This window comes from Pseudoalteromonas sp. OANN1, from assembly GCF_024124685.1.
Lineage (GTDB): Bacteria > Pseudomonadota > Gammaproteobacteria > Enterobacterales > Alteromonadaceae > Pseudoalteromonas > Pseudoalteromonas piscicida.
This window is the reverse complement of sequence record NZ_JAMXSE010000022.1, coordinates 62,696-83,150: the sequence shown is the minus strand read 5'-3', so window position 1 is coordinate 83,150 and position 20,455 is coordinate 62,696. Positions and strand designations below refer to the sequence as shown.

At 42.3% G+C, this 20,455-nt stretch carries 18 protein-coding genes; 12 read left to right on the top strand and 6 right to left on the bottom strand.

All coding sequences use genetic code 11. The annotated features are described in order from the left end of the window. The first annotated feature begins 290 nt into the window (after positions 1 to 290). Positions 291 to 893, top strand: a complete 603-nt coding sequence (locus tag NH462_RS17280) for a TetR/AcrR family transcriptional regulator (protein ID WP_039495771.1) — start codon at positions 291 to 293, stop codon at positions 891 to 893. On the opposite strand, the gene NH462_RS17275 is transcribed toward NH462_RS17280, so the two are convergent. From NH462_RS17275 to NH462_RS17260, 4 genes are all read right to left on the bottom strand, one after another. Next, on the bottom strand, positions 877 to 2,721 hold the full coding sequence (locus NH462_RS17275; RefSeq protein WP_253106824.1) for an ABC transporter ATP-binding protein: 1,845 nt from the start codon (positions 2,719 to 2,721) through the stop codon (positions 877 to 879). The two genes, NH462_RS17280 and NH462_RS17275, sit on opposite strands and share 17 nt — an antisense overlap. Before the next feature lie 89 nt (positions 2,722 to 2,810). Further along, complete coding sequence (locus tag NH462_RS17270; protein ID WP_253106823.1) at positions 2,811 to 3,998, bottom strand: hypothetical protein; 1,188 nt, start codon at positions 3,996 to 3,998, stop codon at positions 2,811 to 2,813. Positions 3,999 to 4,176: 178 nt separating this feature from the next. Then, positions 4,177 to 4,623, bottom strand: a complete 447-nt coding sequence (locus NH462_RS17265) for a DUF3010 family protein (protein ID WP_010376968.1) — start codon at positions 4,621 to 4,623, stop codon at positions 4,177 to 4,179. A 34-nt stretch (positions 4,624 to 4,657) separates the two neighbouring features. After that, positions 4,658 to 5,650 (bottom strand): endonuclease/exonuclease/phosphatase family protein, encoded by a 993-nt coding sequence (locus tag NH462_RS17260; protein WP_010604870.1) that lies wholly within the window; start codon positions 5,648 to 5,650, stop codon positions 4,658 to 4,660. 229 nt (positions 5,651 to 5,879) lie between these two features. On the opposite strand from NH462_RS17260, the gene thrS reads away from it, so the two are divergent. From thrS to rplT, 4 genes are all read left to right on the top strand, one after another. Beyond that, on the top strand, positions 5,880 to 7,790 hold the full coding sequence (thrS, locus tag NH462_RS17255) for a threonine--tRNA ligase (protein WP_017217299.1): 1,911 nt from the start codon (positions 5,880 to 5,882) through the stop codon (positions 7,788 to 7,790). A 56-nt stretch (positions 7,791 to 7,846) separates the two neighbouring features. Continuing rightward, on the top strand, positions 7,847 to 8,410 hold the full coding sequence (gene infC / locus NH462_RS17250; RefSeq protein WP_017217300.1) for a translation initiation factor IF-3: 564 nt from the start codon (positions 7,847 to 7,849) through the stop codon (positions 8,408 to 8,410). 181 nt (positions 8,411 to 8,591) lie between these two features. After that, on the top strand, positions 8,592 to 8,792 hold the full coding sequence (gene rpmI / locus NH462_RS17245; RefSeq protein WP_010604868.1) for a 50S ribosomal protein L35: 201 nt from the start codon (positions 8,592 to 8,594) through the stop codon (positions 8,790 to 8,792). A gap of 15 nt (positions 8,793 to 8,807) precedes the next feature. Beyond that, complete coding sequence (gene rplT / locus NH462_RS17240; protein ID WP_010376973.1) at positions 8,808 to 9,167, top strand: 50S ribosomal protein L20; 360 nt, start codon at positions 8,808 to 8,810, stop codon at positions 9,165 to 9,167. Positions 9,168 to 9,262: 95 nt separating this feature from the next. Here the strand turns inward: rplT and NH462_RS17235 are convergent, their stop codons facing one another. Beyond that, positions 9,263 to 10,096, bottom strand: a complete 834-nt coding sequence (locus NH462_RS17235; RefSeq protein WP_253106822.1) for an SDR family oxidoreductase — start codon at positions 10,094 to 10,096, stop codon at positions 9,263 to 9,265. A gap of 126 nt (positions 10,097 to 10,222) precedes the next feature. On the opposite strand from NH462_RS17235, the gene NH462_RS17230 reads away from it, so the two are divergent. The 6 genes from NH462_RS17230 (at position 10,223) to NH462_RS17205 (ending at position 17,053) form a co-directional block, all read left to right on the top strand. Then, complete coding sequence (locus tag NH462_RS17230) at positions 10,223 to 12,010, top strand: M14 family metallopeptidase (protein WP_253106836.1); 1,788 nt, start codon at positions 10,223 to 10,225, stop codon at positions 12,008 to 12,010. Positions 12,011 to 12,012: 2 nt separating this feature from the next. After that, the gene (locus NH462_RS17225) at positions 12,013 to 12,654 is read left to right on the top strand and encodes an MBL fold metallo-hydrolase (RefSeq protein WP_253106821.1); all 642 of its coding nucleotides are present in this window, start codon (positions 12,013 to 12,015) and stop codon (positions 12,652 to 12,654) included. A gap of 111 nt (positions 12,655 to 12,765) precedes the next feature. Next, positions 12,766 to 13,224, top strand: a complete 459-nt coding sequence (locus tag NH462_RS17220) for an Lrp/AsnC family transcriptional regulator (protein ID WP_010376979.1) — start codon at positions 12,766 to 12,768, stop codon at positions 13,222 to 13,224. Positions 13,225 to 13,428: 204 nt separating this feature from the next. Continuing rightward, positions 13,429 to 14,985 carry a SulP family inorganic anion transporter gene (locus NH462_RS17215; protein ID WP_010376980.1) on the top strand — a complete coding sequence of 519 codons (1,557 nt, stop codon included), beginning with the start codon at positions 13,429 to 13,431 and terminating at the stop codon, positions 14,983 to 14,985. Positions 14,986 to 15,158: 173 nt separating this feature from the next. After that, on the top strand, positions 15,159 to 16,229 hold the full coding sequence (locus tag NH462_RS17210; protein WP_010376981.1) for a histidine kinase: 1,071 nt from the start codon (positions 15,159 to 15,161) through the stop codon (positions 16,227 to 16,229). Continuing rightward, positions 16,229 to 17,053: a LytTR family DNA-binding domain-containing protein gene (locus tag NH462_RS17205; protein ID WP_010376983.1), complete on the top strand. Its 825-nt coding sequence runs from the start codon at positions 16,229 to 16,231 to the stop codon at positions 17,051 to 17,053. The genes NH462_RS17210 and NH462_RS17205 overlap by 1 nt, the downstream gene beginning before the upstream one ends. A gap of 131 nt (positions 17,054 to 17,184) precedes the next feature. Here the strand turns inward: NH462_RS17205 and pyk are convergent, their stop codons facing one another. Beyond that, positions 17,185 to 18,618 (bottom strand): pyruvate kinase, encoded by a 1,434-nt coding sequence (pyk, locus tag NH462_RS17200; RefSeq protein ID WP_010376985.1) that lies wholly within the window; start codon positions 18,616 to 18,618, stop codon positions 17,185 to 17,187. A gap of 442 nt (positions 18,619 to 19,060) precedes the next feature. Between pyk and gndA the strand changes: the two genes are divergently transcribed. Beyond that, positions 19,061 to 20,434: an NADP-dependent phosphogluconate dehydrogenase gene (gene gndA / locus NH462_RS17195; RefSeq protein ID WP_010376989.1), complete on the top strand. Its 1,374-nt coding sequence runs from the start codon at positions 19,061 to 19,063 to the stop codon at positions 20,432 to 20,434. The last annotated feature ends 21 nt before the right edge of the window (positions 20,435 to 20,455 follow it).

Genomic DNA, 20,455 nt, shown 5'->3' with positions numbered 1-20,455 from the left:
AACCACACCAAAGTAAAGGCTATTTGTTCGACAATTAAACAAGTAAACGGTAGTGTATACTTAAAGAAATAAAAGGTAAACGGTTGCGTGTACTTTTCTTCAATTTAGGTATACGATCATGTGTACTTTTTATTAACGACTTTATTGATTAAAATAAAGGGAATGTTGATTTATTACGAAGAAGGCTTATCTCTGTATAGAGAGGTGATTCTCGGTATACAACTGACCATGTGAGTAGCAGCTATCAATGGCTCGCTTTTCCCACTATTAATTAAAGACAGAATAAGTAAATGACGCAACTTTCACCAAAACAGCAGTCAATTTTATGTGCAGCGATAGAAGAGTTCGCTCAAAAAGGCTTGCAGGCGACGACGATGGAGTCGATCAGTCAATCAGCGGAAGTATCAAAGCGCACGTTATACAAGCATTACTCGACCAAAGACGAGCTCTTTGATGCCGTTGTTGAGCTGTTAATTGAGCGAATTAAGCCGATAACAGCGATACAATTTATCCCAAACTATGACTTTTCAGTGCAACTGCAACATCTTGCGAAAAGCGCAATGACTTTGTTGAATGACGAGGATTATATGCGTTTGTCGCGTATTGTGATGATTGAATCGATGCGTAGCTTTGAGCAAGCACAGAATTTAAATGAAAAGTTTAGTCATTGTGAAGCCGCGATGATCCAATGGTTCGAAGATGCTGCGAATTCAGGGTGTCTTGGTAGTTTTGATGCGGACTTTGCCGCAGCGTACTTTTGGGGCGCACTGAAAAAGCTAGGCTATTGGGAACGCGCAATAAAATGGCAAGCTCCGCTTCCAGAAGCAGAGCTTGATATATTAGTTGAAAAGGCGGTCTCGCTATTTTGTAATGGCGTTACTCAACCCCAATAAATCCACCGGTTTGATGCGACCACAGTTTGGCGTAAATACCACCTAAAGCTAGCAAGGATTGATGGCTTCCTTCTTCTACTATCCGACCTTCATCCATAACGATTAATCTGTCCATTTGTGCAATCGTGGATAACCTATGGGCAATTGCAATAACGGTTTTACCTTCCATCAGTGCATCTAAGCTCTCTTGGATAGCTTGCTCAACCTCAGAATCCAAGGCTGAAGTGGCTTCGTCTAAAATTAAAATTGGCGCATTTTTTAGTAATACACGGGCAATGGCGATACGTTGGCGTTGGCCACCTGATAGTTTCACACCGCGTTCACCTACTTGTGCGTCAAAGCCAGTATTACCGTGACTGTCTTCTAAGTCTTGGATAAAATCATAAGCCTGCGCTTCTTTTGTTGCGGCTATTAATTCTTCTTCTGATGCATCAGGGCGACCATAAAGAATATTGTCACGCACGCTGCGATGGAGCAAAGAAGTATCTTGCGTCACCATGGCGATATGACGTCGTAAGCTTTCCTGTTTTACTTTCGCAATATTTTGGCCATCAATTTCGATGCTGCCGCCGTCAGTATCGTAGAATCTCAATAGTAAGTTCACTAAGGTCGATTTACCTGCTCCTGAGCGGCCAACCACACCAATTTTTTCGCCGGGTTTGATATGCAGGTTCAGGTTGTCGATGACGTTATGTTGCCTCGCTGTATCTTTACGTTTATAAGCGAAGGTAGTGTTACAAAAGTCGATTTTTCCGGCTTTAAAATCTAACTGTGGCGCTGTTTGTTGGTCAACAATATCAAGCGGTCTTGAGAGCGTGTTCATGCCGTCTGCAACTGTACCAATATTTTCGAATAGGCCGCTAATTTCCCACATTATCCACTGCGCCATACCATTTAGTCGTAAGGCTAAGCCTACTGTAATTGCGATTGCACCAGCGGTTATCGCATTGAAAGACCATAAATAGATGGAAAGTGCCGCGACGGAAAATACCAAAAGATAATTTAAGGCCTGAATACTAACGTTTAAGCTAGTTGCTAAGCGCATTTGCTTATATACAGGTTGAATAAATACATCCATGCTATCTCTAGCATATTCTTCTTCTCGTTTGGTATAAGAGAAAAGCTTTACGGTTGAAATATTGGTGTAGCTATCAACTATTCTTCCTGTCATTTCTGAGCGCGCGTCAGCCTGCTCACTAGAAACACGTTTTAACTTAGGAACAAAATAAAATTGGAAACAGATATAGCAGCCAAGCCAAATAACCAGCGGGATCATCAAACGTATATCACTGCTTGCAACAAGCGCGAGCATTGCGGTGAAGTACACTAAAATATATACCAGCACATCGAGTAGTTTCATGACTGATTCGCGCACGGCTAGGGCGGTTTGCATCACTTTAGTTGCAATACGTCCTGCAAACTCGTCTTGATAGAATGTCATAGACTGCTTTAGCAAGTAGCGATGTGCCTGCCAGCGAATAGCCATTGGGTAATTACCCAATAAACTCTGATGTAAAATGGCGCTGTGAAAAAAGACTAACAGTGGCAATGCCACTAACGTGATCACAGACATTCGAATTAACTCGGTTTGCTTGGCTTCAAACAGAGTTTGTGGTGTATAAGTTGAGAGCCAGTCAACTAAATCACCCATAAAGCCAAATAATGTTACTTCCAAAATTGCGAGGATCGCGGCACTTAGCGACATAAATAGCAAGGGTAATTCCATTCCCTTAGTGTAGAAGCGACAGAAAGCCAACAAACCTTGTGGTGGCTGACCAACTTCTTGCTCGGGAAAGGGCTTGGTAAAGCGTTCAAATACTCGATACATGGATGATCCCTAAATTTGTTCAGAAGCTAGTCTACCTTGATAGTATGAAATGCGCGAGTCACAGATTGGTGCTCAATTTGCACGAATAATTATAGCTGTTTTTGGTTGAGTTGTTTTTGTGTAATGAGCTCACCAGTGACAGCATTATAACTACTCAAAGTCAGTGGCGTAGAATAGTGCTTTAAATAGACCTGATCATGTGGCTTTTCTACTATAATTTTGTCGATTGGGACTAGTTTTTTACCTTCATCGACAAAAAATGACAGTTCTAAATAGCATGGAAAAACCTCTTTACATACACCGAGTGATTGTTGTTGTAGATCAAACGTTGAGGAGAGCCAGCTTGGCCTATTATTGATTATCGTGGTTCTGGGCCAAGTTACAGAAAGATCAAATCGTTGCGGATCTGAAGAGTAGTGCTGAGATTGGCTTGCTACTCGTGCAAGCAGCAAAGGAGTATTGCCACTCACTGATTGAACCTCAGATAAGCGAACCTGATCAACGGTGAGTGGATTAATTGTCAATGTTTGTTTGAGTTCACTCGCCAGTTGGTTTTGCTCATCTAGTTGAGAAAATCCTAGATGAACGAGTAGTTTTGCATCACGATTGTTATCAAATACCTTTTCTTTTAAGTGTTCAGCTGCGGCTTTGGCTCTACCTTGTTGTGAATCGTGATCGTAACTAATAATCTCGTAGCCAAGTGATTTGGCTTCAAATATCAAGCTCGCGTAAGTCGCTTCCATGGTGTAGATCCCATGCTCGTATGTTGTATAGCCGTGTTTATTGATTTGCTGCTCAACGCTTACCTGTGGAGTGAGCGCTTCTAATGCAAGGTAGCGATAGCCTTGTTCATATAAAGGCTTCAATAGGGCAATCGTTAGCGCTCGGTGTTTAGCATTATGATACGCCTCGTTTACCATAGTGATACGCGTGTCAGCAGCCTTTTGTTCTATGATTTCTAGCGCAGGAACTAGCCGATAATCGTTTAGCAACATATCTGGATTGATCACCCCAGAGGTGAGTTTTTCCGCTTCAAAATAATTGCCGACAATAGAATGATAAGTTGCTGCATATTGAATGTTTGCTGAGCTACTATCTAAATGCCCTTTGACTGGAATTTGGCTTTCAAGTGACTGTGTGTTTTCAAACACACGCTTATCTGAGTTAACACCAAAGATTAAAGAAGCAGGGTTAGCGCTTGAATTTGCAAATGCTGGTACGGATATCAGCGAACATGCGCAAAAAATAACGGCTTTTCCATATTGTTGAGGTAACACCTAAATCCACTCCTTGCGGTTTATTACGGTTATATTAATAGCATAAAAGTAAGGAGGGCTGAATCAAATAAAAGCAAATTTTTTATAAGTATTTTATATTTGAATTATTTACAGGGGAGATAAATGTGGAAGCAAATAAAAAGGCCAGTAGCTAAGTAACTGCTGGCCCTTGATATGATTATTCTTCTTTGCCGTATGTTTTACGAAGAATATAAACATAGGCATTGATGAAAGCTTGCTCTTGAAACTTTTTCAACCCAGTGTCTTCATAGTCAACAGGAATTGGGTTTCTTTTTAATTGCTCTTTAACTTCAGTGCTAGATAGTAACTGCACGTCCACACCTGAAATTAACTGGATTGCAGCTTCCATTTTAAAACCAGCCGCACTACCTGCGAATTTACCTTTGTGTGGGCGCTGACGAATGGCGATAGAATCTACGCCGTAATCTTCTACTAGTTTTGCAAAGTCGAATTGGAACTTGCGCATTTCATCAAGTTCTGTCCCTTGGTTACTTAACGTAAAGCGGCGCTGACGAATGTCTCTGATATCAAAAACATCATCTTCTTTCGTTAGCATACAAAGCAGAGCTTCGCTGCCTGAAATTTCAACCCCAAGTGTTCTCATTTTCGTGTCCAGATTATGCAAAAATTGAATTATCTCACAGTGTTATTTCTATTGCTATCGCTGCATGGTCAGAATAGCAAATATCTTCGTCCATACGCTTCGGATCAAGGTGAGCATCGTAACTGTAGTAATGTAACGACTTCACTCTGGGCGTTTCTCGGTTGGGATTGAACTCTTTTGAACAAAGAATGTAATCAAGTACGTTACCTTCACCTTGATAGTAATGACTGGCTGGCTTTTCTTTATGGTTGTTGTCGGCGTAAAGAAAACTGTCGAACAACCCGACACTGTCAAAGCCATTACTAGCAAGGACGGGTGGAAAGGCTTGCGTCATAAAAGATAATGCTGGGCTGTCCAATGCATCATTAAAGTCGCCCATCACCAACGTTGCAGCCTGTTTCTCTCTTTGTGTTTTTAATGCATCGTAATAAATGATAGAAGCTTCGAGTGAACGTGAGATCTGTGACTGCATCGTACCTACGGTTTCGTGAAGTAATGTAAGTAGCGGGTCGTCTTGATTGGAATCTCCCAGCATGTGGGCCATTGAATGCACGCGTTGAGACTTAAAGTGCACGGCATAACACGCGAGTAACCCGAAGCCTGGAATGTCGAACTTACATTTTATTGGGGTGCGATTGAATTTAAATTGATGTTGATTATTAAGGTATTCAAGTAACTCGGGGCAGGGCTCTAACGGCGCAAAGGATTTAAATGGTAGTTTTGATGCAATAGCGACCACGGGTTTAAACAATACCGATGGGTATACGTGATCAGGACTAGGCGCATCGACTGTGGCAAAGTGAACAAGACCCAAGTCTTCGCACAGCATCTGTAAGCTATCGGGTGAGAAGACTTCTTGAAATACAATGACATCGGGATTTATATGCTGAATGAGTCCCGTAATAAACTGAGTTTTGGTTTGCCACTGTGTTTCATTATAGTGCTCATGAAGTTGATAAAACGAATAAGGCGGCGCTGCAAAATTTAGTAGATTAAAGGTTGCAAACCGATAGCGCTTTTTGGCCACGAATAATCCCAAAATAGTTTTTGTAAATTAATAGATTAATTTTAGCTCTAGGCTTGCACTTAGCCAAGTAACACGCGAGAATAGTGATTCTTATTCGAAAGTCCTCGGATGAGCCGCGATAATTCGCGCAAGACAATGCTTATTCGTAAAAGCGTTGATAGGCACACTTTAAAATTAATTAAATACATGTGATGCATCGTAGGTGTCACCACTGTAAATAGGATTTATCATGCCAGTTATTACTCTTCCTGACGGCAGTCAGCGTATTTTTGAAAACCCTGTCACTACTCTAGAAGTCGCTCAAGACATCGGTCCTGGCCTTGCAAAAGCAACGATTGCTGGCCGTGTAAATGGCGTTCGTGTTGATGCTTGTGACCTCATCGAAAATGACTCAGCGCTTGAAATCATCACCGCAAAAGACGACGACGGTCTTGAGATTATTCGTCACTCGTGTGCGCACTTGATTGGTCACGCTGTAAAACAATTATTCCCAGAAGCTAAGATGGCGATTGGTCCTACCATCGACAACGGTTTCTATTACGATGTTGACCTAGAGCATTCGCTTACTCAAGAAGACCTTGAAGCGATTGAAAAGCGCATGTTGGAGTTGGCAAAAACCGACTACGACGTAGTAAAGAAAAAGGTGAGCTGGCAAGAAGCGCGCGATGCATTTGCAGCACGCGGTGAAACCTATAAGATGGAAATCCTAGACGAGAATATCGCGAAAGATGACCGTCCAGGTTTATATCACCACGAAGAATATGTTGATATGTGTCGTGGTCCGCACGTACCAAATATGAAGTTCTGTCACCACTTCAAGATTATGAAAGTGGCGGGCGCATATTGGCGCGGCAATTCAGAAAACAAGATGTTACAGCGTATTTATGGTACAGCTTGGGCTGACAAGAAGCAGCTAAAGGCGTATCTTAAGCGTTTAGAAGAAGCTGAAAAGCGTGATCACCGTAAAATTGGTAAAGCACTCGACCTGTGGCATTGGCAAGAAGAAGCGCCAGGCATGGTATTCTGGCATAATGATGGCTGGAGCATTTATCGTGAGCTTGAAGATTTTGTTCGTGAAAAACTACGCGAATATCAGTACGAAGAAGTAAAAGGTCCGTTGATGATGGACCGTGGCTTGTGGGAAAAATCAGGTCACTGGGACAAGTACTCAGATGCTATGTTCACGACTGAGTCAGAGAAACGTGAGTATGCTATTAAGCCGATGAACTGCCCAGGTCACGTGCAGATCTTTAACCAAGGTCTAAAGTCATACCGTGATTTACCATTACGTATGGCTGAGTTTGGCTGTTGTCACCGTAATGAACCATCAGGCGCACTACATGGCTTGATGCGCGTTCGTGGCTTTACTCAAGATGATGCGCATATCTTCTGTACAGAAGAGCAAATCATGGATGAAGTATCTGCCTGTATCAAAATGGTATATGACACTTACTCGACATTTGGCTTTGAAAAGATTGTTGTAAAACTTTCGACTCGTCCAGAAAAGCGCATTGGTGAAGACGAAATGTGGGACAAAGCGGAAGCTGCATTGGCTGAAGCGTTAAAAGTTAACAACATCGAGTTTGAATATCTGCCGGGTGAAGGGGCGTTTTATGGTCCTAAGATCGAATTCACGCTGTATGATTGTTTAGAGCGTGCGTGGCAATGTGGTACAGTGCAATTAGACTTCGCACTACCAGGTCGTTTAGGTGCAACTTATGTTGCGGAAAGTAACGAGCGTAAAACACCAGTTATGATCCACCGCGCAATTCTGGGTTCACTAGAGCGCTTTATTGGAATTCTAACGGAAGAATATGCTGGTCAGTTCCCAACTTGGCTTGCGCCGAAACAAGTTGTGATCATGAATATCACGGATAAACAAGCGGATTATGTCCACGAAGTTGTACAAAAGTTGAATAAACTTGGAATAAGAGCTTGTGCCGACTTGAGAAATGAGAAGATTGGTTTTAAAATCCGCGAGCATACTTTAAAACGTATACCTTATTTACTAGTGGTGGGTGACAAAGAAGTCGAGCAACAAGAAGTTGCAGTAAGAACCCGTACTGGTGAAGATTTAGGTAAATTATCGATTGATGATTTCATCGTTAAAGTTAGCGAAGAGATTAAAAATCGACTATAAATATAAACTTGCGTGTACTTTACTTTTTCTGGTGCACGCATTTACTTTTGAATTTTTTGGAGGAACGTACCATTAGAGGCGGCAAAAAAGGGCAAAATAACGCTCAGAAAAATCGTATTAACGAAGAGATTACAGCGAAAGAGGTTCGCTTAATTGACGCTGAAGGCGAGCAAGCTGGCATTGTCTCAACAAGAGACGCACAAAACATGGCGGACGAAGCAGGTCTAGATCTAGTTGAGATCAGTCCAAATGCTGAGCCACCGGTTTGTAAAGTGATGGACTACGGTAAGTTCCTTTTTGAAAAAGCAAAAATCCAAAAAGAACAAAAGAAAAAGCAAAAGCAAATTCAGGTTAAGGAAGTTAAATTCCGTCCTGGTACAGATGTTGGTGATTACCAAGTCAAGCTACGTAGCCTTCGCAAGTTTCTTGAGGGGGGCGATAAAGCTAAAGTCACAATTCGCTTCCGTGGTCGTGAAATGGCGCACCAAGAGATTGGTATTGATCTACTAGAACGTATCAAGACTGAATTGGAAGATATCGCATCAGTTGAGTCTTTCCCGAAAAAAGTAGAAGGTCGTCAGATGATAATGATGATGGCGCCTATTGCTAAAAAGTCTTAATCTCGGCATAATACGCATCGAATTTAACGCAGGTCTCAAGTGCTAACGCCACCTGCGTTATCCGGTTTTAAAGTAAGGTATTGATCCTTCACCGGTTTTAGGTAGTAAGCTAGGCCTACAAGTGAGTTTATCTCCGCCTACTTACATTGTGTTAAAGCAATATCATTCGGAGTTATTGCAAATGGCTTATAAGCTAAAATCACACAGAGGTGCTGCTAAGCGCTTCAAAAAGACTGCTTCTGGCGGTTACAAGCGTAAACAGTCGCATCTTCGTCACATTCTGACTAAGAAATCTTCAAAGCGTAAATTACACCTTCGTGCTAAGTCTATGGTTCATAAGAATGACCTAGGCCTAATCGATCGTATGTTACCATTCGCTTAATAGAGGATATCAGAAATGGCAAGAGTTAAACGCGGCGTAGTTGCACGTGCACGTCACAAAAAAGTATTAAAGCAAGCTAAAGGTTACTATGGAGCGCGTTCACGCGTTTACCGCGTAGCTTTCCAAGCGGTAACTAAAGCTGGTCAATATGCTTACCGTGACCGTCGTGCTAAGAAACGTACTTTCCGTCAACTATGGATTGCTCGTATCAACGCAGCTGCACGTCAAAATGGTCTTTCTTACAGCCGTTTCATCAATGGCCTTAAAAAGTCATCGATTGAAATCGATCGTAAGATCCTAGCTGATATCGCAGTATACGACCAAGTAGCTTTCGCAGCACTAGTTGCTAAAGCAAAAGACGGTCTAGCTGCTTAATAAGCGGAACTAGAATTAGTCTTAGGACTAAACCTGGTATTGAAAAGGAGCCTTAGGCTCCTTTTTTAGTTTTATACTCGTTATCAACGCAAGCGTTAGCGGTTTTTTATTAAGATTTTATCCAGCATCTTACTGCTCAATATTCGTTTTAAGTATCCCATCAAATAGGTTGGAAACGTAACGTAATATCTCGGCTTTGCAGTCTTCGCACTCAGTGCGTGTTGCAACGCTTTATAAACAGCTTCTGGTCCTAAGGTAAATTTTTGTGGTGCTTCTTCTGAGCCTAAGCGGTTAAGCTGCGCCTGATATGCATTGTGATGTACACTATTTTCGTGATCGATATTCGCTAAAAAGGCGTGTTTCGCGTTCTCTCTAAATTTAGACACGATTGGACCTGGCTCTATTAGGCTAACTTGAATATTGCTACCTGAAAGCTCCATACGTAGGGTGTCGGTAAGTCCTTCAAGTGCAAATTTACTCGCGTTATAAGCGCCACGATATGGCAGAGCGACTAATCCAAGTACGGATGAGTTATGAATAATGCGGCCTGCGCCTTGCTTACGCATTTGCTCAACTGCGAGACAGGTGAGCGTATGCCAGCCAAAAAAATTAACTTCAAATTGTTGCCGTAACACCTCTGTAGGCAAGTCTTCTACCGCACCAGGTTGGCCGTAGGCACCGTTATTGAACAACGCGTCTAGCTGACCATTTGCGATTGTCAAAGCTTGGTTAAAGCCATCATTTATACTTTGCTCGCACGCTAAGTCGAGCAAAATACATTGAATGTCTGTGCCTTCAAATTTATTCAAGTCTTTTGCATTTCTAACCGAAGCAATAACTTGATATCCTGCTTTTGACAATTGCACAGCGCAGTAATAACCAATCCCGCTAGAACAACCTGTGATTAAAATTGATTTTTGTACGCTCATTTGATCCCTAAAGTTATGGTTATCTGCGATTAACTGCAAATTTTTGTTGAATCACCGCACATTGTAAGCTGATATCTAAAATATTGATATAATTGGCAGATAAAAGCAGAGGAATAGATAAATATGATGAGTTCCAGCATTATTATGCTTACTGCAATGCTAGGTATGAGCGGTCATTTACCACCTTTGATAGAGTGGCAGGGCAAAAGTGAACAACTATTACAACAACAAGGCCCATTAACGACTGATTTTGAACTAAGTGGTGCGATAGATTCTCCTAATTACGCCGATACGATGGCATTTGTTGACCGCCTAGTGGCTGCTAATCCGACCCAATTTAAGCTAGAGACGATCGGATTTAGCAATAGTAATCGCGCGATTAAGATGATTGTTGCAACGGAGCAGGGCGGTGACAAGTCAAATGTTATTAATAATGGTAAGCCAACCATTTTAGTACAAGCTGGTATTCATGCCGGAGAAATTGACGGCAAAGATGCCATGTTTATGTTGCTTCGCGATGTTGCAACCGGTAAGCGCCGTGATATCTTGACGAAAGTGAATTTACTCTTTATCCCTATTCTCAACGTCGATGGGCATGAAAGGCGCAGCGAGTTTAACCGTATAAATCAACGCGGCCCGACTGTTATGGGCTTTAGAACCAATGCCAATAACTTAAATCTGAATCGTGATTACACTAAATTGGATACGCCAGGAGTTAAGGCGGTCATGCAGGTGATTAATGAATATAATCCGGATCTGTACATCGATGTTCATGTAACGGATGGCGCAGACTACCAATACGATGTCACTTATGGTTTTAACCCAACTTTTGCAAGTGAGTCACCGGCAATAGCTGAGGTGTTAGAAAATCAGATTTCGCCACAAATTAATGCAGCGCTTGCCGCTCAAGGGCATATTCCAGGTCCGCTTGTATTTGTGATGGATAAACGAGATTTTAAAAAAGGGCTAGCTGGTTGGGTGGCAACGCCAAGATTTTCAAATGGTTGGGGAGATTTAAAGGGGCTGCCTACCATACTTGTAGAGAATCACTCATTGAAACCCTATAAGCAGCGTGTACTGGGCACCTATGTGTTTATGGATGGCGTTATCAGTGGCCTTTCAAGCAATATTCAGGTATTACGAGAAGCGGTTCAAAAAGAGGCTGAATTCACACCTAAACAATTGGTTGTTGAACGCAGCTATGCAAAAGAGCCTGACTTTATTCAATTTAAAGGCATCCAATACAAGCAGTTTGAAAGTGCATTGTCTGGTCATTTGGAAGCTAAGTACTTAGGCGAGCCACAAAACTATGAGAAGCTGCCAATTTATTGGCAGAAGGAAGTAAAAACAACGGTGAATGTACCTGAGCAGTTTTACATTCCACCTGCATATCCGGAAGTGATCGAAAAATTAAAACTGCATGGAATAACCGTTTCTACACTGCCGGATGGAACGGTAGTGGAAAAAGTAAGCCAAGCTACAGTAAAAGACTACAAGTTCGATACGGCTCCTTTTGAAGGGCGCTTTAGAGTAAATGCGACTTTTGACATTAAGGAGCTCTCAGATAAGGTCGATCTCAGTGGGTGGTATAAAGTAGCAACGGCACAAAAATCTGGAGAGCTGGTGACTCACTTGCTACATCCAGAGGCGCCAGACTCATTTTTTGCTTGGGGGGAGTTCAATACTATTTTCCAACGTACAGAATATGTTGAAAATTATGCACTTGAACCTTTTGCGCGAAAAATGCTAAAACAAAATCCAGCAATGGCGCTAGCCTTCGATAAAAAAATACGTGAAGACAAGCAATTTGCAAACGATCCAAAAGCGAGGATGGAGTGGCTTTATGCAAGAACTCCGTTTTATGATAATGCGTATCTTAAATATCCTGTTTTGATGTCGTTTGGAGCGAACTAACCATGCAAGTGTTCACAATTCCAGTTACCCCGTTTATGCAAAATTGTCGTGTTATCGTGTGTCCAGAAACACAAGCCACTGCAATTGTAGATCCAGGTGGTGAAGCGGAAAAAATTATCGCGCAGTTGGACACTCAGGGGTTAGTGCCAAGCATGATCTTGCTTACCCATGCGCACCTTGATCATGTGGGGGCAAGTACAGAATTAAGTGAACATTTTAATATCGAGATTATTGGGCCTCATCAGGGCGACCAATTTTGGTTGGAAGCCTTGCCAATGCAATCACAAATGTTTGGTTTTCCTAATCATGCTGCTTTTTTACCATCAAAGTGGTTAAATGATGGTGATAAGGTTAAGGTGGGAAACTTAGCTCTCGAAGTCAGACATTGTCCAGGGCATACTCCAGGGCACGTGGTATTTTATGAACCACACTCAAAACAGGTTTTAGTAGGAGATGTGTTGTTTAAAGGGTCTGTTGGTCGTACTGACTTTCCAAAAGGCGATGCAGCTCAACTAAAACAGTCTATACAAGATAAACTGTTTACTTTGCCTGATGAGGTCGTGGTGCATTCGGGCCATGGTGAAAATACCTCAATTGGCTTCGAAAAGGCGACAAATCCTTTTGTGAGTGGCCGATTTGGTTAAATATAGTGGAAGTGGCATAGTAGTGATGTGCATTTTTTAATTTGCTATGCTTCAGGGAATAACAATCAGCATCGGTTAATAGACTGATGTGCTAATTAAACTAGAATAGATATGTCATTGAACCAAGTAGATCGCCAGATACTGGCATTGTTACAGCAAGACGCAAGTCTTTCTACCGCTGAAATCGCTGATAAAGTGGGACTATCTCAGTCACCTTGTTGGCGTCGCATCGCTAAATTAGAGCAAGACGGTTATATCAAAGGCAAAGTTGCATTGCTGGATGAGAAAAAACTCGGATTTGATATGTTGGTTTATGCGCATGTTAGGCTTTCAAACCATGGCCGCAACAACCTTGCCGAGTTTGAAAAATTGATCTTAAGTTATGACGAAGTGACAGAGTGCTACTCTATGGCAGGTACCATGGACTTTATGCTGCGTATCATTTCGAAAGGCATTGAAGGCTATGAGCAATTTGTTCGTGATAACTTACTTAATTTAGAATTCGTCCAAGAAGTACACTCAAACGTTACAATGACTTGCGTTAAGCGCAGCACTTCCTTACCACTTTAATACAATTTGTTGCCCTGCTTCGTTGGGTAGGGCTTCCCGTCATCTTTTCACCATTGTTCTATACTACAATATAAACTGCTTTATTGAGCTATGTATTGCAAACGAGTTTGCGATACACGCTTGTATCTTATTTGTTAAAGGCGCTGCTTTTTGCTAAAATCCGCCGCCTTTGTGTTCATAGTCAATTCACACCAGAGGATATTGATGTTTAATCTTATCAGCAAAGCGCCTAGCTCTGCTAAAAACGATGTACTGTCTGGGCTTACGGTCGCTTTGGCACTTGTGCCTGAGGCTGTGGCTTTCGCTTTTGTTGCACAAGTGGACCCATTAGTCGGTTTATACGCAGCATTTATTGTCGGTCTTGTGACTTCAATCTTTGGTGGTAGGCCGGGTATGATCTCGGGTGCAACAGGGGCTCTTGCCGTAGTAATGGTGAGCCTCGTTGTTGAGCATGGTGTAGAGTATCTCTTTGCAACCGTATTACTCATGGGCCTTTTACAAATACTCGCGGGTATATTTAAGCTCGGCAAGTTTATACGTATGGTACCGCATCCTGTAATGCTAGGCTTTGTAAATGGCTTAGCTATCGTTATCTTCCTCGCCCAGCTTGGACAATTCAAAGTACTTGACGAACAGGGTAATCTTACGTGGATGCAAGGTGAGGCGCTATATATTATGGCTGGCTTGGTAGCATTGACTATGGCCATTATTCACTTTTTACCAAAGCTAACAACCGCTGTGCCTTCGAGTCTAGCGGCGATTTTAGTGGTAACCGGTATTGTTATTGGTTTAGATTTAGATGCTCGTAATGTGCTTGATTATCTGAAAGATATGTCAGGTAACGTAGATGCAACGATAGCCGGTGGTTTTCCTGCTTTCCATATCCCCGAAGTACCATGGACATTTGAAACATTTAAAATCATCTTCCCATACGCACTTATCCTAGCAGCGATTGGTTTGATTGAATCTCTACTAACGCTCACGTTAATCGACGAAATCACCGAAACACGTGGTCACAGTAACCGCGAATGTATCGGTCAAGGTGCGGCTAACGTTACTTGTGGTGTGTTTGGTGCGATGGGGGGCTGTGCGATGATTGGGCAATCAATGATCAATATTAATTCTGGTGGACGTAGTCGTTTGTCAGGTATCACAGCGGCATTATTACTACTTGTATTTATTCTGTTTGCGGCAAGCCTTATCGAGATGATCCCGCTTGCGGCGTTAGTTGGTGTAATGTTTATGGTGGTATTAGGGACTTTTGAATGGTCAAGTTTTAGATTAATAAGAAAGATCCCTAAATCAGATGCATTTGTAATCGTCTTGGTGTCGGGGGTTACAGTGATTACGGATTTGGCCATCGCAGTTTGCGTTGGTGTCATTGTTTCGGCACTCGTATTCGCGTGGGAGCATGCGAAACATATTTACACCAATAATTATATTGATGAGCAAGGCTCCAAGGTATATGAATTACACGGACCTCTGTTTTTTGGGTCGGTGAAAAACTTTGCTGAGCTGTTTGATGTTAACAATGACCCTGATGATATCATTGTTGAATTTAAACATAGCCGTGTTGCTGACCACAGTGCAATTGAAGCGATAGATGCGTTAGCTGAACGTTATAAAAAGGCTGGTAAAACGCTGCATCTTCGCCACTTAAGCCAAGACTGTAAAGTATTGCTAAGTAAAGCTAAAGATCTCGTTGAGCTAGACGGCCAAGCAGATCCTACTTATAAAGTGGCATCTGACAAGCTTGCTTAAGAGCGACAGTTTGAATAGATGAATATAAATTAACTGGTTAATTTATTTCAAAAAAAGGCACTAAGGTGCCTTTTTTATTTGCGGCAAGGTGTGTAAAAACTGAGACCACCAGCAGTGAATAGAGACGACATGCTGAGATATAATCCAGTTAAGATAGAAGAGGTATAATCATTTTGAAGTGGCAATCACTGGTTGATAACAGGCAGAGATTTTTCTGGGTATTACAAATAGCCGGTTGGCTGGGCTACGCGCTAGTTAACTATATTGGCTCAAAAGTCTTTGAAATGCGTGATATTTATGTGTTTGTCATCGCATTAAATGCCTATGCTGGTTGCTTGATGACCGTACCGCTACGATACCTCTATCGTAAAATTTGGAATGCAACACCGTTGGTGCTGATATTCGTTGTGTTTACGGCGTCATATGTAACTGGAACACTATGGGCGGTCGTTCAGAAGTTTAATCATTGGGAAATATATCGCCACGGATATCGACCGGATGAGTGGTTTTATTACTTACAGCAGGGACTAGACTCTGTCTATATCATACTCTGTTGGAGTGGACTGTACTTTGGTATTAAGTATTACCAGTTGCTACAGAGTGAGCGTCAAAAAGCTTTGAAAGCCAATACTATGGCCCATGAAGCGCAATTGAAAATGCTGAGATATCAATTGAATCCGCATTTTCTATTCAATACGCTTAATGCAATTTCAACGCTTATATTGGTTGAAGAAAACAAAGATGCGAATCAAATGGTCTCAAGGCTCAGTGATTTCTTGCGGCATACATTGAACACAGATCCAATAAAAAAGGTACCGCTTGAGCAAGAACTACATGCATTAAAGCTGTACTTAGAAATTGAGAAGGTGCGATTTGATGAGCGCTTATCTATTGAGCTTGATGTGACAGAAGAAGCTGAACAGGCACTAGTACCAAGCTTGATCCTACAACCACTCATTGAAAATAGCATTAAATACGCAATTGCCCATATGGAGCATGGCGGCAAAATTGAAATAAAAGCGCAGGTGTTTGCCAATGAACTACTCTTGGAAGTAGGAGACAATGGTCCTGGCGCAGAATTGGAAGGTGGGCAACTGAAAAGTGCACAGGGAGTGGGTTTAGCGAATACCAAAGACCGTTTAAAAACCTTGTACGAAAATAATTATTCATTTGTGCTCTCGGATAATGAGCCAACTGGTTTGAAGGTAAACATTCGCGTTCCATATGAAAGGGCGAAGAAGTAATGAGCAAAATTAGAACACTAATCGTAGATGACGAGCCGCTAGCGAGAAAAGGGTTAGCGGTAAGGTTAAGAGATTTTTCTGAAATCGAAGTTGTAGAATTGTGTGGCAGTGGTCAACAAGCAATCGATCTATGCAAATCTGAGGACATAGATCTGGTCTTTCTCGATATTCAAATGCCGAACATGAACGGTTTTGAAGTGGCGAGAGCGTTGAGTGAAAGTGTTAAACCATTGCCTGCTATCGTATTTGTAACTGCGTTTGATCAATATGCTGTAAAGGCATTTGAGATCCATGCGCTGGATTACATCTTAAAACCCGTTGATGACAACAGATTAAAACAGGCGGTGGAGAAAGTGCAAAGCTATTTAAAAACACAACAAGACAATGCGCATAAGAAAAAGCTAGCCAGCTTTGTTGCAGGGATCACTGGTAATAACTGTGAAGAAATCCTTAAAAAACTTGCAACAGGAGATACAATTGAAGATAAAAAATTCCCGGAGTCGCTCGCGGTAAAAGAGCAGGGTGAAATCATTCGAGTATCTACATCGTCAATTCAGTGGATTGATGCAGCCGGTGACTACATGTGCTTACACTGTAGCGATGGTCAGACTCATATTTTACGTAAAACAATGAAAGATCTAGAACAAGAGTTAGATCCAACGTTATTTGTACGCGTACATCGCTCTGCAATTGTTAACACTAAGCAGATCAGTAAACTGGTCACGCAAAGCAGTGGCGAATATTTATTGGTACTTGAGAATGGTCAAGAGCTTAAAGTCAGCCGTAGTTACCGTGATAAAGTAAAGGCCGCACTCGCAAGCTGATACGATAGCGAGCTAAAGTGATTTGCACCGTGTTTAGCCTACGGTGACGTAGTGTATTTTATGTGCTTGTACACTTTAGAGTATTCTAAGGAAAGATGAACTAGGCAGCAAGGCTACCTAGTTCAACGCTTTTACACTGTGACGATTTTCAGCGTGTTACTGGCGCCGATAGTTTCCATCTTATCACCGTGTGTGATGATCACTGTGTCGCCTTTTTCCAATGAGCCTGCAGCTACTAGCGTATCAAGCGCTTCACGAACAGTTGAATCATCTGAGCATTGCGTCGAGTCAAATCTTACCGGATATACACCACGATAGAGTGATGCCTGCCCAAGTGTTGATTGATGGCGAGACAGTGCGTAAATAGGCAATCCAGAACTGATACGAGACATCAATTTTGCGGTATTACCCGATTCAGTTAGTGCAACAATTGCCTTTACTGAGTCTAAATGGTTTGCAGCGTACATTGCCGACAGAGCGATAGTTTCACAGGTATCAGCAAAACGGCTGTCTAAACGATGTTTAGAGATATGGATCTGCGGTTGGGATTCTGCACCTAAACACACACGTGCCATTGCCGCGACCGTTTGTTCTGGGTAATCACCAGCAGCTGTTTCCGCTGAAAGCATTACCGCATCAGTGCCATCAAGCACTGCGTTTGCGACATCCATAACTTCAGCACGAGTTGGCATTGGGTTGTCAATCATTGACTCCATCATTTGTGTGGCAGTGATCACCGTACGGTTTAGTGAGCGAGCACGGCTGATAATTTGCTTCTGTTTACCAACAAGAGCTGCATCGCCAATTTCTACACCTAGATCACCACGGGCAACCATCACCGCATCAGAAGCCAGTACGATGTCGTCAATCGCTTCTACGGTTTCAACCGCTTCTGCACGTTCAATTTTTGCAAGTAATTGTGCATTAGAACCTGCTTTCTCCGCCAGTCCTCTAACGTAACGCATGTCGTCACCACTGCGAGGGAACGAAACCGCGATATAGTCCACACCAATTTCTGTTGCTGTGAGCAAGTCTTCTTTGTCTTTGTCAGTAAATGCAGGTGCTGTTAAGCCGCCACCTAAACGGTTGATCCCTTTATTATTCGACAATACGCCGCCAACTTTAACATTGGTATGAACCAAGTGACCTTGTACTTCTTCAACAACAAGCTGAATAAGTCCATCGTTCAATAACAGTAAATCACCTTGTTTTACGTCATTCGGTAATTCTTTATAGTCGATACCCACAGCTTCAACGTGACCTTGGCCAGGTTCCATTTTTGCGTCGAGAGTGAATTTTGCACCCACTTCTAGGAACACTTTGCCTTCTTTAAATGTTGAAACGCGGATTTTAGGACCTTGTAAATCTGCAAGGATCGCTACATTTACACCCAAGCGTTTAGCAATTTCGCGAACGGCTTCGGCTCTATTTTTGTGATCTTGAGCGACACCGTGTGAAAAGTTTAGTCTGACTACGTTGGTACCGGCACGAATGATTTTTTCTAAGTTGTTATCTCTATCCGTCGCTGGCCCCAGTGTTGCGACGATTTTTGTGCGTCTAAGCATCAGATTCTCCTGTTAGCTTATCAAGGTAAGCAAAAACTTATGAATGTGTTAAAAGTAAATCAAAATTGCTGTTTTTTTACACATGTCACATTGTAAAATCACGATTTAACTAATTAGAGCATAAAGAATTATGCAAAACCCTTTTTAACACTCGAATTAAGTTATATGATCTATATGTCATCATTATGACACCGGTGTCAGTGGCCGTCAATCTCGAATATTTTACCTTACAGCTTAGAGGACTATTTGAGATTTATCACAAAATTGGTGAATTCGTGCTGCTGTCACTATATTGCTATACAGTGAATTGTGTTAGCTGTCATATTTTGGGGACCGATATGATATCAGTGAATTGTGTGTCTCGCTGGTCAATCATGGTCGCTCAGGTATAATGCACATACACGAACGCATAAAGTTTTGATGTTACCGAGGAGGAAACTAAATGCAGGTTGCATTAGTTGGTTTGGGTGTGATGGGTAAAAACCTCGCGCTAAATCTAATTGAGAAGGGGATGACCTTAGTCGCTTACGACAAGAACCCCGAAGTAGGTGCGGAATTATTGAGTTGCGCACAGTCGTTAGGTATGGCGGAGCGCTTACACATAGTGTCTGATCTCGGTGATATGATCAGAAGATTAGAGACTCCTCGCTCGATTTTATTACTCGTTCCAGCGGGTGAACTAGTAGATAAAGTTTGTAGCGATTTGGTTGAAGCTGGAGTTGAAAAAGACGATATCATCGTTGACTGTGGTAACAGTAATTACAAAGATGGTATCGCACGTAAATTGAAATATCAGAATAAATTTGAGTTTGCCACTATGGGAATTTCAGGCGGTGCCGAAGGTGCACGTCATGGTCCTGCAATGATGGCAAGTGGGTCAGAAGGTGGTTGGGAGCGTATCGAGCCTTGGTTCGAAAAGGTTGCTGCGAGCTACAACAACGAGTCATGTTTCGCGCGTGTGGGGCAATCGGCCAGCGGTCACTTTGTTAAAATGGTGCACAACGGTATTGAGTATGCGTTGATGCAGCTCATTGCGGAGCTTTATCAATTGCTTCGTCTGGGTACCGGTCGCTCTCCTAAAGAAGTTGCTGAGATTTTTGAATCTTGGTCTGAAGGTAAATTAAATAGTTATCTACTTGCAATTTCTAGCCACATTTTAAGTCTAGAAACAGAGCAGAGCGAGTCTTTAGTCGACCTCATCGACAATAAGGTAGGAGCTAAGGGCACTGGCCTTTGGACGGCGCAAAACGCACTGGAGCTTGGTATTGCCGTACCTTCGCTTGTGGCTGCGGTACAAGCTCGCCATCTCACCAACACTATTGATACTCCAGCTGCGAAAGAAATGACGTATGCGAATAAATCAACGCAAACAATTGAGGTTGATTTAGACGAGTTAAAAGACGCATTCTATTTTGCCAGTTTACTATGTTACCGCCAAGGTCTTGCACTGATTAAGGGGGCGTCTCGTGCACACCAATGGAAAGTGGATCTCAATAAAACGCTACAAACCTGGCGTGCGGGCTGTATTATCCGAGCTGATTACTTAGACGATATCGCTGAAGGTGTTGAATTTATCGATTCACTTGAGAAGCCTGCACTTGCACTACGTAGTATTACAGGTAAAGCGGTGGCGACTGGTTTGTCTTTCCCAGTGCTTGCTGCGACGCAAACTTATATTGCAACACTGAGCACGCCAAGCAACGGACACTTGGTGCAAGCACAGCGTGATTACTTTGGTGAGCACGGCATAAAGACACACAGTGGTGAAACTTGTCACCTTACTGATCTTGTCGATATCGAAGCAAAAGTTAGATAATAATCGACGTTCGGAGCATTT